Source organism: Acinetobacter sp. AKBS16 (assembly GCF_002899995.1).
GTDB classification, from domain to species: domain Bacteria; phylum Pseudomonadota; class Gammaproteobacteria; order Pseudomonadales; family Moraxellaceae; genus Acinetobacter; species Acinetobacter baumannii.
Window position 1 is genome coordinate 18,505 of sequence record NZ_POYH01000080.1, and the last position, 15,964, is coordinate 34,468.

Genomic DNA, 15,964 nt, shown 5'->3' on the forward strand with positions numbered 1-15,964 from the left:
AACCTAGAATGAAGATTGTTTCTCATTTTCTACAACCTTTTGTAATTGATCAATTTTATACTTGACTAAAACACTTGGAATTTATACAGTAGTAGAGTATTTTTGATAATTATTATTATTGCTTAGTCCTGAAATACAGTAAGAAGCCTATTCATCATGAATAGGCTTTTTGCTTTCTTTAATTTAATCATAGAGTTCTCGTTTTTTTATGAAAATTAATATAATAAAATCAACAAAATAAGTGTTTTTAATAAATTGAAAAAGATTGTCACGTAATTTTTCATTATGAACAAAACTGATTTAAATAGTACTCAAAGTGAAACATGGCTAAATGCTAAGTTTAACTTTCAATCAATAAGGCATAGGAGTGTCATCATGTTTAAAGCAATGTTTTTCTTCAGTGCAGGTGCGATGTTTGGCTATTGTTATAAGCATTATGATGAAAAAGTTATAGAGTCTAATAAATCTAAATAGCTCCTAAAGAACCGTCTAAATGGCGGTTTTTTAATGACAAGTTTGAGATAAGTTTGCTTGAACAATCTGGACAAGCTCTCTGGCTGCTTTCGATAACGGTTTATCTTGAAGCCAAATGAGATAAATAGATAAAGGCAAATGATTTTTCGTATTTTTAAAATCTAATTGAACTAAGTGGCCTTGTTCAATCTTTTCTTTTACCAAAGATAAGGGAAAATTTCCCCATCCTAAGCCAGCTTCGACCATATTAATTGCTGTTTGTAAGCTATTCGTTTTCCAGTACATTGCTCCAATGATTGAACGTGAGTCTTCCATATCCAGCTCACTACTTGCGACCACAATTTGCCGAATATTAATTAACTCTTCAATCGTGTTTAACTTATTCTGTTCTTTTAAAAACGGATGATGAGCAGAGATCGTAGCAATAACTGTTTCTGTCATTACTAATTGTAGGCTTTCACGCATTTTTATATTGAGATTTGAACCTGCAAGGCAAAGGCTAATATTTTCTGTATAAAGTAAATTTAGAATATCATCTTGAGGAGCTGTAATAATTTCTAGGTTAAGAAGGGGAAACTTCTCTGCTAGTTGCTTTATGGCTTTAAAAAGTAATTCAGTATTCGCATCTGAAACCACACCTATTTTTAATTTACTTTCAAGACCAAGTGAAAGTTCATAAGCATGCGTAGCTAATAGCCTAAGCTGTTCAGCAATAATACGCGCTTGAGGTTCCAATGCTAAAGCCGCCGCGGTAGGAATAACTTTGCGGTGTGTACGTTCAAATAAGTGGTAACCAAGTTCTGCTTCAATATTGGCAATTGCCATACTCACTGCTGATGGCACTCGATTTAACTTACGTGCCGCGGCCGAGAAAGATCCAGTATCTAATACAGTTAAGAAAAGTTCGATATTTTCACTATTAAAATTCATTTTGATATCAGTAGAACTGAAAGCTGTTAACTTTATATATGATTTTAGCTGAAACTAAAATAATAAGAAGTAATAAAAGTTGAAAGATTATGCAAGGTTTAAAACGTCGTATTGTTTATGTTTCTTCTTATGAAATTATTGGAATGGTGATTTCATCAGTTGGTTTGGCTCTTTTGGCCGGAGATAGTGTAGAGCACACTGGGCCACTTTCAGTGATGATTACTACTATTGCGGTAACGTGGAACTTTATCTACAACATTCTTTATGAAAAATGGGAGGCTCGCCAAGAAAGTAAGTCGCGTACGGTTAAACGAAGAATTGCGCATGCGATCGGATTTCAAATTACTTTAGTAATGTTCTTAATTCCGCTTATTGCGTGGTGGATGAATATTTCTCTTGTTGCCGCATTTTGGTTAGATGTTGCATTTATTATTATCATTCCAATTTATACATTCATATTTAATTGGACATTCGATAAGTTATTTGGATTGCCTGCCTCTGCACAACCAAGTACTGCTCAACAGTAGAAAAATATTAATGAGATATCAAAGTGTTATTTTAGACTTTGATATCTCGTCTTAACATTATTTTACTCGTTCAAGTTGAAGAGCTTTTGAAATTTTTATTTGAGCTCTTTTGGCAAGTACATAATATAAAACTGCAGTGGATAACAATCCCACTAGCCAAGATAAATCGACTCCACCCAACATTTCGGCAATTTGTCCTTTATAGAATTTACTATCAATAAAGGGCAACTGAAGTAAGATACCAATACAATAACAAGCGATTCCAATCGTGTTCCAGCGGCCATATTTACCATTTGGGTCATATAAGGCATTTACATCGCATTCTTCTTTAGAAATAAAATAGTAATCAACTAAATTAATTGCACTCCAAGGAATGAAAAATGTAAGAAGGAACAAAATAAAAGATTTGAATGCGCTTAAAAAAGTATGTTCACCTACAACTGCAATAAATGTTGAGATAATTACCATCGCAAGAACAATTGTAAGTCGCGTTAATTTTGAAATTTGAGCACTTGGCTTAAAACTGTTCCAAATGGTCGCAATACACATAAAACTGCCATAAGCATTAAGTGTAGATAAAGTGACCTTTCCGAATGCAATACTAAAATATAAAAAAGTAATCACAAGAGCGATTGGATTCATGCCTACAACGTACTGAACTTCATTACCAACAAAACCACCATTCGAGACTTGAGCAATAAATACACCGAGCATCATTGAAATTTGGGAGCCTATTAAAGACCCAAGCCCAACTGCCCAAAATACGCGTGTTGAAGATGTTTTTGTAGGAAGATAACGAGAATAATCTGCTACATAAGGTCCAAATGAAATTTGCCAAGAAGCAGAAAGAGAAACTGCTAATAAAAATGATGACCAGCTAAAATGCCGTACAGCAAGCAATTCTGAAATATTAGAGAGAGCTAAAATTTGAGTTAAAATAATAACAAAAGCAATTAAACCAATAACACTTGCAACTTTGCCTACCCAATGAATTAAACGATAGCCAATTGTCGCAAATATAATAATAAAACAAGCATAGATTAAAATACCTGTTGTATTACTCACCTGTGCTAGATGGGCAATTGCTTTACCTGCGAGTACCTCACCAGTGGCCGTAAAGCCAATATACATAAGACAAACAAGAATGATGGGGATACAGGCACCATATACTCCAAATTGGACTCGACTCGAAATCATTTGTGGGAGGCCGAGTTTTGGACCTTGAGCTGCGTGTAAAGCCATAACGGCAGCACCAAAGCATTGTCCAATAAAGAGGCCAATGATTGACCAAAATACATCACCACCTAATACGACGGCTAATGCACCTGTAACAATAGCTGTAATCTGTAAATTGGCCCCGAGCCAAAGCGTAAATTGGGCAAATATACTGCCATGCCTTTCATTTTCAGGAATAAAGTCAATACTTCGGTTTTCAACAAATCCGCTTTTCGATTTCCCAGCTGATGAGTCCATAACACTCTCCTTATCCTTTAAGAGCTTTTCTATTATTAGATCCATTTTTGTATAAACAAATACAAACATGTATATACAAGCTATTTAAAAAAGAAGCAAATGGTTTTTTGAGCCGATACCTTAAAATTTTTTTGTTTGTAAATTAAAACGAGTTGAGAAAACAAAACTGATGTTACGACTATTTTTATAAAGATGAGTCTGTTTGATCCGTAAATTCAGTTTATAAAAAAGCCCTCCAGTGAGGGCAGATAATCAGACTTCTGCATCAAGGATTGTTTGAAAAAATACAGGTAACTCCGAAAATTGAACTAACTGTGTTTTATCATCGTGTTTGTAATAGTACTGATAGTGGGGTGTTTCAAAACCACTATCAAGATATTGGGTTGCATCAGAAAATTGGGCTTTTGCAACGGGCTTATCCTTTTTAAATTTAACAATAATTGGATTAACGGAATTTAATTTAACAGGAACACCATTCTCGAATTTGGCTGTTTCAATGAGTAGAGATATTTTAAAATCACCAAATACTACACAAAACTGTCCTCCATTTTCTGTTTTAATTTCTCGATCATGAAAAAGTTCTTTAAATAAATTTTTTAATGATTCTCTATGCTTGTCTAAAGCTAACTGGAAATCATGATCTTGCTGTTCTAGTTTCTCTTGCTCTTCTTTTAGCAATTTGGCCTGTTTTTCGATAGTTGTAAAATCCAAATTCATCTTAATTCTCCTTGTTGTGTTTTAAAACTATATATGGCAACCATTTGTTAAGTTTTAAAGAAACATACATTCTTTGTTACAACGCAATAATTAAGATGAATTTGTGTGATCATTACTTTGTGCAAGGCTTAGCTATAAGTGCAGGACGTTTAATCTGAATAAATCCTCCACTACTCATCACGCCAAGCATGACTAAAGCTGTGCCTATAAGTTGCCAGATATTAAGTGATTGACCAGCTAACAAGGCAACTAACATACTAAAAACCGGAACAAAGTTAAAAAAGATTGATGCTCGGCCTGCACCTAGTTTTTGAATACCATTAAACCAAAATAAATAAGCAATCATGGTAGAACAAATAATGACGTATCCCATAGCTAAGTGTGCAGTGATAGGCGCCATAGCAATTGCTTGAGAAGGGTGCTCAAAAATTACACTTAATATGATTAAAGTCAAAGCACCGAACATCATGGAAAAGGTTGTGGTCTCTAAAGGTGTAGCATTTTTTACATAACGGCGTGATAGCACATTCGCTAAACAAAAACTGACACCACCTAGTAAGATGAATAAGTCCCCGATTGCTATTTTTAAATGTAGTAGCGTTGAAATATGGCCATGACTAATAACAAAAAGTACACCACTTAAACCAAATACAACACCAATAGACTTATTAAGTGTTAGTTTTTCTCCATCAAGTAAAATTGTTAACAATAAAGTAATTAAAGGTGTTGTGGCCATGATTAAAGCGCCATTGACTGCTGAGGTGGTTTGTAAACCATAGAAACAGCCTAGGTTAAAACCGGCAATACCTATAATTCCAATAATAAGATAGATAGCTAAATTTTGCCGTAATGCGGCCCAACGTAGCTTTCCTATAGCTGCAAAAAGAATAAATAGACCAAGGCTTGCAATTGTAAAACGTTCAGCTGCTGCTGAAAGAGGTGGCATATATTGAATCACATAAGACATCGCATTAAATGCCGAGCCCCAAAACAGCATTGTGATTACAACACCAGTATAGGCATACACCATTGATTTATTCATGATTGGGCTCCGAAAAAGAATGTCTTTATTCTGAGTAATCACATAAAGGTGTACAATTCCATATTAATTCATCTCTGATGTGAAAATTTGCACAATGATTGATTGGGAAAATTTACATTACTTTTCAGTTTTTTCTGAAGAGAAGACACTTTCAGCTGCTGCAAGAAAGTTAGGTGTTGACCATGCTACTGTTGCAAGAAGAATTGCCCAGTTAGAAGATAATTTAAAACTAAAATTAGTGGACCGTAGACCTCGTACTTATATTTTAACTTCAGAGGGGGAGCGTCTGGCCAAAATCGTGACACGTATGATGGAAGAAACATTTTCTATTGAACGTCTAGCTCAGGCAGGACAACAGGAAATTAGTGGAGTAGTTTCGGTAAGTCTACCGCCAGCTACGGCTGCACATTTGGTAATGCCCCATCTTGGTAAGTTTTATCGTCAATATCCTGAGCTACAATTGAGAATACTCGGTGATGTTCATTATGCCTCCTTACAGCATCGCGAAGCAGATATCGCAGTTCGCTTTGGACGCCCTAAAGATGATTATCTAATTGCGCGTAAAGCTGGTGAAGTTCCTTTTGGCATATATGCAGCCCAAGAATATTTGGATGCTATACAAGAAGAAAACTATGGGTGGATTAGTGTTGAAGTTGGTGGAGTTCAAGGACAAAAACAGCAAAAGCTAAAACAACGGTTAAATTATAAAGAGCCTGTTATGGTTACGAATCATCCTGAGCTTCAATGGCGGGCTACTTGTGGAGCAGTTGGTTTAGCTGTACTACCTGATTTTTTAGGCCAGCAAGGTCATTTAGTAAAATTACCTGATGATGACCCAATGAGTGCTGAAATTTGGTTAGTAATTCATGAAGATCTGCGGAGTAGTCCTGCAGTAAGGGTAGTGATGGATTTTCTTTTAGATTGTTTTGAATCTTTTCGTGTTTAATATTGCTTAAGCCTTGACTTCAATTAGCTTAATTAATTTTTATTCATCAGGAAAACTTCCTGCATCTTCTCTTGCTTGCTTCAAGGCTAGAAAAAAACACAGCAAAAAAAGTAAACCAATAAAAAATAAGAAAAAATCTAAATAACTAATACCTAAACCAACTCCGAAAGCCCCTAAACTTAATAATAAAATACAAAATATTTTCCAAATAATGAGCATGTGGTTTTGTAATAAAAACTTGAAGTTAGGCTGTAATTGAAAAATATTTCCAGATATGTGTTTGTTTTTTTTCTTATAGGTTGTGTAAAGCTTTATAATTTATCGAATTACATAATATTTACTTCTAACTAAACCCTCCTAATTAAGCACTTTTTAATTTTACTATACATTCGTATATATAAAATTTATGTTTTTTGAATTAATAGAATGATAATTCTTTAGAAAGCCTGTAAAATAGAAATTGCAAACTTTATTTTTAATTTATTTTTATTTAAAATTAAAGGGTTAAATAAATTTATCAAACTTTTGTTAAAAAAAAGACTTGATATTTAAGCTAAATTTTGAAATTATAGTCATGCAAATTGTGATCTATTTCCCACAATTTGTATTTCAGGTTAAGTGGTTATCACTAATGCTCATTAGCTTTTTTCGCTTATGAGCATTTTTTTAATTTATTTATTAGTAAAATTTAAAAAATAATGTGTGTGATCATTTGACTTTTTTAGTATTAATTAAAAATTATTCATTCTATAAAGCCTACTACTTACTACTAAGATCTAGTGTTTAGAAGAAATACTAATCATATTGGATCGTTACCGTTGCATTAGCTTTGACTTCACCAGCTGTTACATTCGAAGCAGTTTGATAATAACGCGCCGTTAAAGGAATATCGTACTGTACTGTCTGGTTAGAACTTACTGTACCAATATCTAGTTTGTTTCCTTTTCGAATAGGATTGTTCGCGCCATTCATATTCCATAACAATTCCACACCAACTCCGTTCGCTTTAGTTGAGTCAGCAGCACTGTTATTAATAACCTGACTATTTGAAGTATCAGAATTGTAGTCAAAGCTTAAACTCAGTGTATTACTCGTTGGTACACCCGAGTTATTTTCCCCACCATTACAAAGAATCGATAAATTAAAGTTTTTCTCACCTTGAGTTGATCCAATGGCTCTAAAACCTGACTTCATCACAGTGGGAAGCTGAACAACCGTATCTATACCGTTTTGAATTTCACAAGAAGATGATGCAATAAGAATAGGGGAGCTGCTCAATACTGTAGTTGTTAAGAAAGGACGATTTTGTTGTCCTGTTACATAATAGGTACTGTAACGACCAGCAACTAATGCACCTGAACCTGTAGTTGCAGCAGTTTTAATCACTTCCATGACAAAATAGCCTGGTGAAAGCGTATATGTTGTATTAGGAGTCAAGGTGCGTTTATAAGGGTAATATCCAGAAAAATCTGTAGAGTCGAATGCCTCTCTATAAAGTCGAATACCTATACCCGGAATATTGGTTGCATACACATTATTTCCAATCGAGCTAACAGGATAGTTTAATGGAAGTGCCGCTGTAATTTGGTCACTGGCACGGTTGCAAGTTGCAGTCGAATTATTGGGTGAAATAGTAAAAGTATTCTTTTGGAGAACTGTTCCGATTGGATCGGTCGGGCGTACTACAATAGTTCCAATCGTCATTGGAATATCGACTGTGGTAAAGCCCTTGCTTAAAGTACAGTTGGCATAGGTTTGGTTATAAATAAAAAAACTAGTGATGAGTAAACCGCTCTTTATAAGAATTTTTTTCATTTGCAGACTGCCTCTGTCATAATAATTGATTGTTTTTCCTGTAAGATTTTTGATTGAATGTCATAATCAAGTTGACATTCTTCACTATTACTTTGTCCCCATTTCACATAAAGATGATCTTGAGTTAGGGGAGTACGTAAATAAATCCGGCTACCTTGGGCTACCATTCCGACTATTTCATTGTTTTGATTAAAAACTTGTGCTGCAAATGGCAAATGGCCGCCATTAGGTGTTTGGGTGCTAATAAAAACTGCATATCCCGTTTTTGTTGAAAAGTTAACTTTAGTGATTGATCCTGCATACGGGGCAATACGATGACTTGTTTCCGTAAGTTCAACAGTTGATGGCATCCCTTGAGGGTCAAGGCTAATGTCATTTAAGCGATAGGGTGTTACATAAGGAATGACAGCATAACCTTGTTTATTAATGCTTAGACCAGGTGTATTGCCGACTCGAGCACCAGTCGCTTGAGGCGCATATACCAATACCATGGTCTGTACTTGGTCTGGGCCAAATAAAATACCTTGTGAGTGAGCGACCAAGCTTCCATTTAAATTGATCATTTCTTGTTGGTATGTATCGGACTGACCAAAAGAAGCGCCTATAGTTGTATAGTTAGTACGGTAGGTGCCATTAATATTTAGGCTTGTTTGTCCTGCATCTTGATATGAAATTGATGAGCCATAATCAAAGCGGTTTCCGATATAACCACTCATTCCTAAAGTTCGGCTATCTTCTGCAATAGAACTATTAAAATTAACGGTATTTTTTTTAAATTGAAGTGGAAAAGATAAAGACAACAAATATTGCGTTTCGTGACCAGAATTTTGATTTTCTTGGTCAAACTCATGAGTAATTGCAGAAATACTGTAAGTCAGATCTTTAAATTGATTACTATATCCAAATTGGAATTGTTGATTACGATTAGGCTGGTTCCAATATTTAATCCACGAGCCTACTAAATAAAAATTACCCCATTGATTTGGAAGGCCTTGGTTTAATGTGATCTGAAATTCACTTTTTTGTTTCCCCACGGAAAAGCTATCAATATCTTGTTGTTGCAAGTCGCGAATTAAAATTGAATCGCGTAATTTCAAATAATTTTCTGTGGAATATCTATACGTAGCTAAAGTTAAATTGGTGTTGGTTGGAGTAAATAGTCGGTTATAACTTAAACGATAACTTCGTGCTTTAAGGGTGGGTTTTTGTTCGAACTCAGCTGACGACTGAGTTGCATCAAATGAAATTGCACCGATTGGGGTTGCAAATGCGCTACCTATTAAAAAAGACTGGTAGTTTTCAGTTGCCTGAAAGCCTGTATAGCTTGTTAAATAGTTATTGATACCTCTTTGATATTTACCTTGCACTAGCCATGGTTTTAGATTGATATTGGCATCTCTAAACTGTCCCAAAGTAAAAGAATATCGGCTCATTTTAGGTCTTAGCATCTCAATGACAGCAGCATAAGGAATAGAAAACTTTTGAATTTCTCCATTTGTTTCATATATAGAGATTTGTAATTCGCCACCGAAGCCTGTGGGATAAAGATCATTAATTTCAAAACTTCCGGGTGTAACAGTCGTTTGATAAATTAAATTTCCTTGCTGACGCACCTCTACTTTTGCATTGGTTTTGGCATAACCTCGAATTTGGGGAGCATATCCGAGCATACTGTTAGGAAGCATGCGGTCATCACTTGATATGTTAATCCCACGATAAGGTAGGGCATCAAAAAAATTATTATTGGTAAAATAATCACCTAAAGTAACAACACTATTGAGCTTGGGAAAAGCCTTTTGGGCATATGTATTATTTGATGTGTAGGAAGAAACCTTTTCTTGTATTTCATTATGATCTTGCCATTTCCACTGCCCAGTATGGCGTAATTGCCAATCATAGAGATTTAGACCAACATTTGTACCCATAAACGCATGATTTGTTTCATGGTTATTATTTACAATACGATAGGCAGAAGCATTGTATGCAAAAAAAGCTGCATTTATACCGCGGTCCCATAAACGTGGGTCGACATACCCTTGAGCATTCTTTTGTAAAGCTACTTGTGGTATTGAAATATCAAGTCTCAGACGAGAAGTATCAAATTGATAAAAAGCATCGTTAACCCACTTGTCCAAGTCATTACAGGTAAAGGTACTACTTACTTCATGATGAAAAATTTCTGGTTTAACTCCATATTCTAAAAGCATATCTGGGGTAAAACAGGTCTTTGCATTCTCATTCGAACGAGTACTTTTAAAAACAAACTTTCGTTTTCCTAACCACTGCCCATTAATATAGACGTCAAGACTATATTCACCCGGTAAAATAGGATTGCCGTACTTAAATCGACCAATATCAATTTTCTGTGCACTTCCCACTAAAAAATTAGTATCAAAGTCAGCTTTTAAAATATTTTCCCTATTCATATTGTCTGATGCATATACAGTTAAGGGGATATTAATTGCGAGACTCAATACTAAATAATATGTAGTGCGCTTTTTAAAGCATATACTGGATATGAACCATTCTGACATCGTCTTTATGCCTGTTCATGAGTAGGTGTTTAAATTAAAAAGTAGGTAAGCTTAGAACCTTATTACTTGTTCAATTCTTCCACCATAATCATTTATATAAACAAAGCTCATATTTGTTATATTGCTATTTTTAAGTTTTATTTGATCTTCTGAAAAAGGAGAAAGCATTAAACCCTGTTTTAATAAATCTGTTTTTTGATGATTTATTTCTTGAAAAACTGAGCTTATTGTAATGTAAAAGGGAGTAGGGTTTTTAATAAGCAAGTTTTCACCATTTTTTACCCACTGAATTTTTTCACTTAATATATTAATATTTTCTTCTAGACTTACTGGTCGATAAAAGAACTTAATTCGTGAACGTATCGCTAATTGAAGAAAATTATTGGTTAATACTTCATTATTTTCTTGTTTTTTACCTTCCGGCCTTGGTGGTATATCTAATACATTAAGCCAAAATACACTTTCTTTATTTTGGTTTAATTGAGAAGCATTAGGTAGTGCAGTAATTCGTAAAGTTTGCCCTTTAGAGGGTTCTACTCTTGAAATAGGTGGTGTAATGATAAAAGGGACATTCGCTTCATCGGGAGTTGATTTAGCGTTTCCATCATCAATCCAAGCTTGAACCAAGGAAGGTGCTGTACCGTTATTGCTGAGTTGTAAGTTTACTTCTCGAGCATCTGATGGATAGATTACACGTGTACCATGAAGTACTATTTCGGCATGCCCTGTAGTAGCAATTAATGCTTGAAGACAAGCCATTCCCCAAAAAAATTTACGACCACGAAAAAGCATGAGTCATATTCTCAATAATAAATAATAGATGAGATATAGCTTCTATTTAAAAATAGAAGCTGGTTTTAATTTATTGATAAATAATCGTGTATTTCACTTGTGACGTTACAGTACCTGCTGTAGATGTTCCAGTTGCATAATATTCAGCATAATAATTAAGATCGGCATTCCCTCCAGCAGAAACATTTACCCATTGTGAGTTATCTTGTGCACCAGAAGCACCTTTCGCAATTACAGGAATTACTGCATTGTTGCTACCCAATAATTGGATGTTGACATTGGCAGCTGCACCAGAGGTAGCTTGGTTCAATAGTCGACCAGTATTAAAATCAACTGTTGCGCCTGGTTCAAAATAAGTCGCGACTTTACCAACTGAAGCACAATTCGTTAAATTGATTTGAAAAGGTGTACGACCAGCAACATCGCCCGCATTTTTCAAAGATTGAGATGATACTGTTGGTAAATTTACAGTGAGATTTTTATCACCAGTATCAATCGTACACGTATTATCAGTTACTAAACCATTAATAGTGATCGTACCATCAGCTGCTTGTGCTGCTGCAATATTAAAAAGAGAGCTAGCCGCAATAAAAATAAATTTTTTCATAAAATCCCCAAAATATTCAATAAATATCGCTTTATTACTCTTCAGTGCTTTTATTCTGATCAAGTAATGCGGTGGAAATATAGCACCTTTCAAGTAAAAAACAAGAATAACATTATATTTTTATGTATTTTGATTGGTTATTTTTTATTGATAAATGCGGTTTTTATTTTAATTTATACCATATGGTAAAATATCATGAAATTATTTTATTTAAATTAATTTGATAATAATTTTCATTTAAGTTTTTTAATTTTTAAGAATTGATTTTTTTATTGTAATTTTATATAAATTATATATTTTTGGATAAATTAACTAGTTGATTTTCATTATTAAAATTAATTTTTATATATCGTGTAAATATATTTATTTTTTTAAGAAAATTTTAAGGTTTAATTCCTAGTGTTTTAGTTGTAATTCAATAAAAGATCATCTGGAGTTTGGTTCCATGAACAACATGAAATACACGTATAAACCGAATTATTTTTTCTTTGCTCATAAATTAGTCTTGTTTTTAAAAGACTATTTACTCAAACATCCTACTGAACAGAACACGACGTTTAATTTACAAACAATTTATGATGTCTTTAGCCACGATCTAGCCTCTAGCACAACAAATCTAGAAGGTATTCTAAACATTGCGGATGAGTATGTTTTAGAAACAGAAGAGGGGCTTTTACCATTGATTAGTAGCCACTCAATCAATTTAAAGAATCATGTACTTTCTTTAGAGTTTTCACCTAAAGCGTTAACAAGCTTATTGTCGGGGCGTTCATTAGTGAATCCGAAGGCTGCTTAGATTTTCTTTTAAGGTAGAATGAACTCATATAGAATTCATAAAATTTATTTTTAAGAGTTATTTATGAGTAAAGACTTTAAAGCCTTAACTTATATTGCAGATGATAATATAGCAGATACAGTGACTTGGCTCTTACACCATCAAGATGTTTTTGAATCTTTTCACTTTGATGTATTGAGCCAAGAGTTATCGGTTACCCATGCGGCAGGTAGGGATATTATTCGAGTTGGAACCTTTCTGAATGCTACTTATGGCATATTAGTCACTTCTGTATAAATGAAAAAAGCCCTGAATGATCAGGGCTTTTCAGTTTTTGCTGAGGTTAAGCACTCATCGCATCAACTGATAAATCAGAAACAGTTGGTTTTGGCTTTTCAGCTGTTAACCCTAGTTTATTAAATAATGCTTGGTCTTTACCTTCACCTGCATTTGGCGTCGTAAGTAATTTATCACCAGAGAACAGAGAATTTGCACCCGCCATAAATGCTAAAGCTTGATCTGAGTCACTTAAAGATTCACGACCAGCAGATAAACGAATATAACTATGCGGCATAATAATACGTGCTACCGCAATAGTACGAATCCATTCAATAACATCTAGTTTTTCAACATCAGCTAATGGTGTACCTTCAATTGGAACAAGCATGTTGATTGGCACAGATTCTGGATGAATAGGCAAGGTTGCTAATTCATGTAACAAACCAATGCGATCTTCACGGCTTTCACCTAAACCAACAATACCGCCACTACATACTTTCATACCAGCTTGACGTACATAATCTAAAGTATTCAAACGGTCATCAAAAGTACGTGTGCTGATGATGTGGGAATAATACTCGCGAGAAGTATCAAGGTTATGGTTGTAATAGTCTAAACCAGCATCTTTTAGGCGTTCTGCTTGTGATTGATTAAGCATACCTAAAGTCATACAGGTTTCCATACCTAATGCTTTAACTTCACGTACCATTTCTAAAACATAAGGCATATCACGCTCATGAGGGTTACGCCAAGCAGCACCCATACAAAAACGAGATGAACCTGAATCTTTTGCAGCTTTTGCTTCGCTAATTACTTTTTCAACAGCAATACGTTTTTCTGCTTCTAATTTTGAATCGTAATGTGCAGATTGAGAGCAATATTTGCAATCTTCAGGACATTTACCCGTTTTAATAGATAAAAGGGTGCTGACCTGAATTGTATTGGCAGTGAAGTGCTCACGGTGTACTTGTTGAGCCTTAAAAACTAAATCCAAAAAAGGTTGTTCATATAGAGCTTGGATTTCTTCACGAGTCCAATCATTACGTAGAGTCATTGTCATATCCATGATGATGGCATTAATTCACTGTACATAATCATACAGAATTCGTATTAAAGCTATAGGGCAAAAAACATCATTTTTTTAATTTGATAGCTAAAGTTGATTAAGTTGCTGTTCAATTGCCCAATCAATATGCACATTGACGATTTCGTCATGTAAACTTTTGCCTTTGTTTAGCTGATCTACAATTTCTTTTGAGTACGGTGCGTTGCCTAAACCGATAGCGATATTACGTTTGAAGGATTGATAACCTGTACGTCGTATTGGGCTGCCTTCTGTATTGGCTAAAAAAGTAGCTTCGTCCCACTGCCAAATATCAAGCAAACTAATATTATCTAAACCATGTCTAGGATTGAAATCGGGAATAGATGCTGTTTTAGCAAAACTATTCCACGGGCAAATTAATTGGCAGTCATCACAACCAAATATCCGGTTACCAATGCCTGCACGTAATTCTTCTGCAATGATTCCTTTATATTCGATGGTGAGATAAGCAATACAGCGTCTAGCATCTAACATATAAGGTTCGACAATCGCTTGTGTCGGGCAAATATCAATACACGCACTACAAGAACCGCAGTGAGAAGTAGCAGGTTCATCAAAAGGTAAGTCAAGTGATGTAAATAGTTCACCTAAGACAAAGAATGAACCTGACTTTTTATGAATGAGTAAAGTATGTTTACCTGTCCAGCCCATCCCAGCACTTTCAGCTAATGATTTCTCAAAAATAGGTGCCGAGTCAGCAAAAGGGCGGGATTCAAAATCTCCCACTTTTTCACGGATACGTGTGGCTAACGTTTTTAATCTGCCACGCATCACCTTATGGTAATCACGACCACGAGCATAACGGGCAATAATCGCAGAGTTAGGTTCGAAGGGTACATATCGTGGTTTTGGTGATTCCACCAAATAATTCATACGTACGCAAATAATACTTTTTGTTCCTGGCACCAATAAAGTTGGATCTGCTCGCTTTTCCAGATTTTCTTCTAAATAGGTCATATCTGCATGATAACCACGTTCAAGGTATTCTAAAAAACGTGGCATTTGCTCTTGAGCATCTGGTTTGGCAATGACACAATCAGCAAAACCCAAGTCTAATGCTTGAGCTTTGATCCATGCTTTTAATTCATGTGGATCAATTTGTTGCACTGCAATGCGTGATGTGTTGGAAGATGTCATAAACCGAAAAATGCAAGAGGATAAGAATATGCAGGCGGTAGTTTACCATAGCCAAGATATCCAGGCATGGGAGCAACGTTGGTTTGCTGCGCAAAACTCATCATTAGGTTTAATGCAACAAGCAGCTTGGTCAATCACTCAACAACTCATTGTACTTTTTCAAAAACAAAATTTTAAGAATATTGCTGTTTGGTGCGGACAGGGCAATAACGCAGGTGATGGATATTTTATAGCGAGTTATTTAAAACAGGCGGGATTCCATGTAGAGATATTTGCGGCTGAGTTGGGTGAATCAACTGATTTACACCATGCTGTCGATTTTGCGAAAGAAAATGATGTTCAGGTTCACCAAGGTTTTGAGGTGAGTAAAACCTTTGATTGTCATATTGATGCGTTGTTTGGGATTGGTTTAAACCGTGAATTAAACGGTTATTGGCAACACGCGATTCAACAATTTAATGGGCAAGCAGGGCTAAAAATTTCGATTGATATACCAAGTGGTTTACATGCAAATACTGGCTCTACTTTACCTTGTGCAATACGGGCTGATCATACATTTACTGTTTTAGGGCTTAAAGCAGGATTGTTTACCGGCCAAGGTAAAGAATATGCAGGACAAATTCATTTAATTAATTTAATACCAATAGACCAAGAGCTGAAACCTCTTGCTTACTTGACGCCAACACATATCAACCTTCCTAAACGTATGGCTTTTGGACATAAAGGAAGTTATGGGCATGTTTTGGTGATAGGTGGACATGAGCAAATGGGTGGGGCCGTCATTATGGCTGCTGAAGCTGCTTTTCATGCA

At 35.1% G+C, this 15,964-nt stretch carries 16 protein-coding genes; 5 read left to right on the forward strand and 11 right to left on the reverse strand.

What is annotated here, in order from left to right; translation table 11 throughout:
- Positions 1 to 504: 504 nt before the first annotated feature.
- Positions 505 to 1,404, reverse strand: coding sequence for a LysR family transcriptional regulator (locus C1642_RS13970; protein WP_001010554.1), 900 nt, complete (start codon positions 1,402 to 1,404; stop codon positions 505 to 507).
- Between the two features lie 89 nt (positions 1,405 to 1,493).
- On the opposite strand from C1642_RS13970, the gene C1642_RS13975 reads away from it, so the two are divergent.
- On the forward strand, positions 1,494 to 1,931 hold the full coding sequence (locus C1642_RS13975) for a PACE efflux transporter (RefSeq protein WP_001161759.1): 438 nt from the start codon (positions 1,494 to 1,496) through the stop codon (positions 1,929 to 1,931).
- A 57-nt stretch (positions 1,932 to 1,988) separates the two neighbouring features.
- Here C1642_RS13975 and C1642_RS13980 read toward each other — a convergent pair whose 3' ends face one another.
- The 3 genes from C1642_RS13980 to C1642_RS13990 form a co-directional block, all read right to left on the reverse strand.
- The gene (locus C1642_RS13980; RefSeq protein ID WP_103236468.1) at positions 1,989 to 3,404 is read right to left on the reverse strand and encodes a purine-cytosine permease family protein; all 1,416 of its coding nucleotides are present in this window, start codon (positions 3,402 to 3,404) and stop codon (positions 1,989 to 1,991) included.
- Between the two features lie 252 nt (positions 3,405 to 3,656).
- Positions 3,657 to 4,121, reverse strand: a complete 465-nt coding sequence (locus C1642_RS13985; RefSeq protein WP_001046933.1) for a hypothetical protein — start codon at positions 4,119 to 4,121, stop codon at positions 3,657 to 3,659.
- 112 nt (positions 4,122 to 4,233) lie between these two features.
- Positions 4,234 to 5,163 (reverse strand): DMT family transporter, encoded by a 930-nt coding sequence (locus C1642_RS13990; protein ID WP_001043467.1) that lies wholly within the window; start codon positions 5,161 to 5,163, stop codon positions 4,234 to 4,236.
- 94 nt (positions 5,164 to 5,257) lie between these two features.
- Here C1642_RS13990 and C1642_RS13995 point away from each other — a divergent pair, with 94 nt between their 5' ends.
- Positions 5,258 to 6,109, forward strand: coding sequence for a LysR family transcriptional regulator (locus C1642_RS13995; RefSeq protein ID WP_000568099.1), 852 nt, complete (start codon positions 5,258 to 5,260; stop codon positions 6,107 to 6,109).
- Positions 6,110 to 6,148: 39 nt separating this feature from the next.
- Here C1642_RS13995 and C1642_RS14000 read toward each other — a convergent pair whose 3' ends face one another.
- The 5 genes from C1642_RS14000 to C1642_RS14025 form a co-directional block, all read right to left on the reverse strand.
- Positions 6,149 to 6,328, reverse strand: a complete 180-nt coding sequence (locus C1642_RS14000) for a hypothetical protein (protein ID WP_000905609.1) — start codon at positions 6,326 to 6,328, stop codon at positions 6,149 to 6,151.
- Between the two features lie 576 nt (positions 6,329 to 6,904).
- A complete protein-coding gene (locus tag C1642_RS14010) occupies positions 6,905 to 7,924 on the reverse strand; it encodes a fimbrial protein (RefSeq protein ID WP_103236469.1) in 1,020 nt (339 codons plus the stop codon).
- On the reverse strand, positions 7,921 to 10,458 hold the full coding sequence (locus C1642_RS14015) for a fimbria/pilus outer membrane usher protein (RefSeq protein ID WP_146035336.1): 2,538 nt from the start codon (positions 10,456 to 10,458) through the stop codon (positions 7,921 to 7,923). The genes C1642_RS14010 and C1642_RS14015 overlap by 4 nt, the downstream gene beginning before the upstream one ends.
- 51 nt (positions 10,459 to 10,509) lie before the next feature.
- Entirely contained in the window at positions 10,510 to 11,250 is a 741-nt protein-coding gene (locus C1642_RS14020; protein ID WP_103236471.1) for a molecular chaperone, read from the reverse strand.
- Positions 11,251 to 11,320: 70 nt separating this feature from the next.
- Positions 11,321 to 11,857: a fimbrial protein gene (locus C1642_RS14025; protein WP_103236472.1), complete on the reverse strand. Its 537-nt coding sequence runs from the start codon at positions 11,855 to 11,857 to the stop codon at positions 11,321 to 11,323.
- A 445-nt stretch (positions 11,858 to 12,302) separates the two neighbouring features.
- Here C1642_RS14025 and C1642_RS14030 point away from each other — a divergent pair, with 445 nt between their 5' ends.
- The gene (locus C1642_RS14030) at positions 12,303 to 12,653 is read left to right on the forward strand and encodes a hypothetical protein (protein ID WP_001061891.1); all 351 of its coding nucleotides are present in this window, start codon (positions 12,303 to 12,305) and stop codon (positions 12,651 to 12,653) included.
- Positions 12,654 to 12,716: 63 nt separating this feature from the next.
- Entirely contained in the window at positions 12,717 to 12,929 is a 213-nt protein-coding gene (locus tag C1642_RS14035) for a hypothetical protein (RefSeq protein WP_000030991.1), read from the forward strand.
- Positions 12,930 to 12,975: 46 nt separating this feature from the next.
- Here the strand turns inward: C1642_RS14035 and bioB are convergent, their stop codons facing one another.
- Both bioB and queG read right to left on the reverse strand, forming a co-directional pair.
- Positions 12,976 to 13,965, reverse strand: coding sequence for a biotin synthase BioB (gene bioB / locus C1642_RS14040; protein WP_000175360.1), 990 nt, complete (start codon positions 13,963 to 13,965; stop codon positions 12,976 to 12,978).
- A gap of 99 nt (positions 13,966 to 14,064) precedes the next feature.
- On the reverse strand, positions 14,065 to 15,153 hold the full coding sequence (queG, locus tag C1642_RS14045; protein WP_000204462.1) for a tRNA epoxyqueuosine(34) reductase QueG: 1,089 nt from the start codon (positions 15,151 to 15,153) through the stop codon (positions 14,065 to 14,067).
- Between the two features lie 28 nt (positions 15,154 to 15,181).
- Here queG and C1642_RS19490 point away from each other — a divergent pair.
- Positions 15,182 to 15,964, forward strand: a 783-nt coding sequence (locus C1642_RS19490; RefSeq protein ID WP_228153896.1) for an NAD(P)H-hydrate epimerase, incomplete at its 3' end; no start/stop codon positions are given.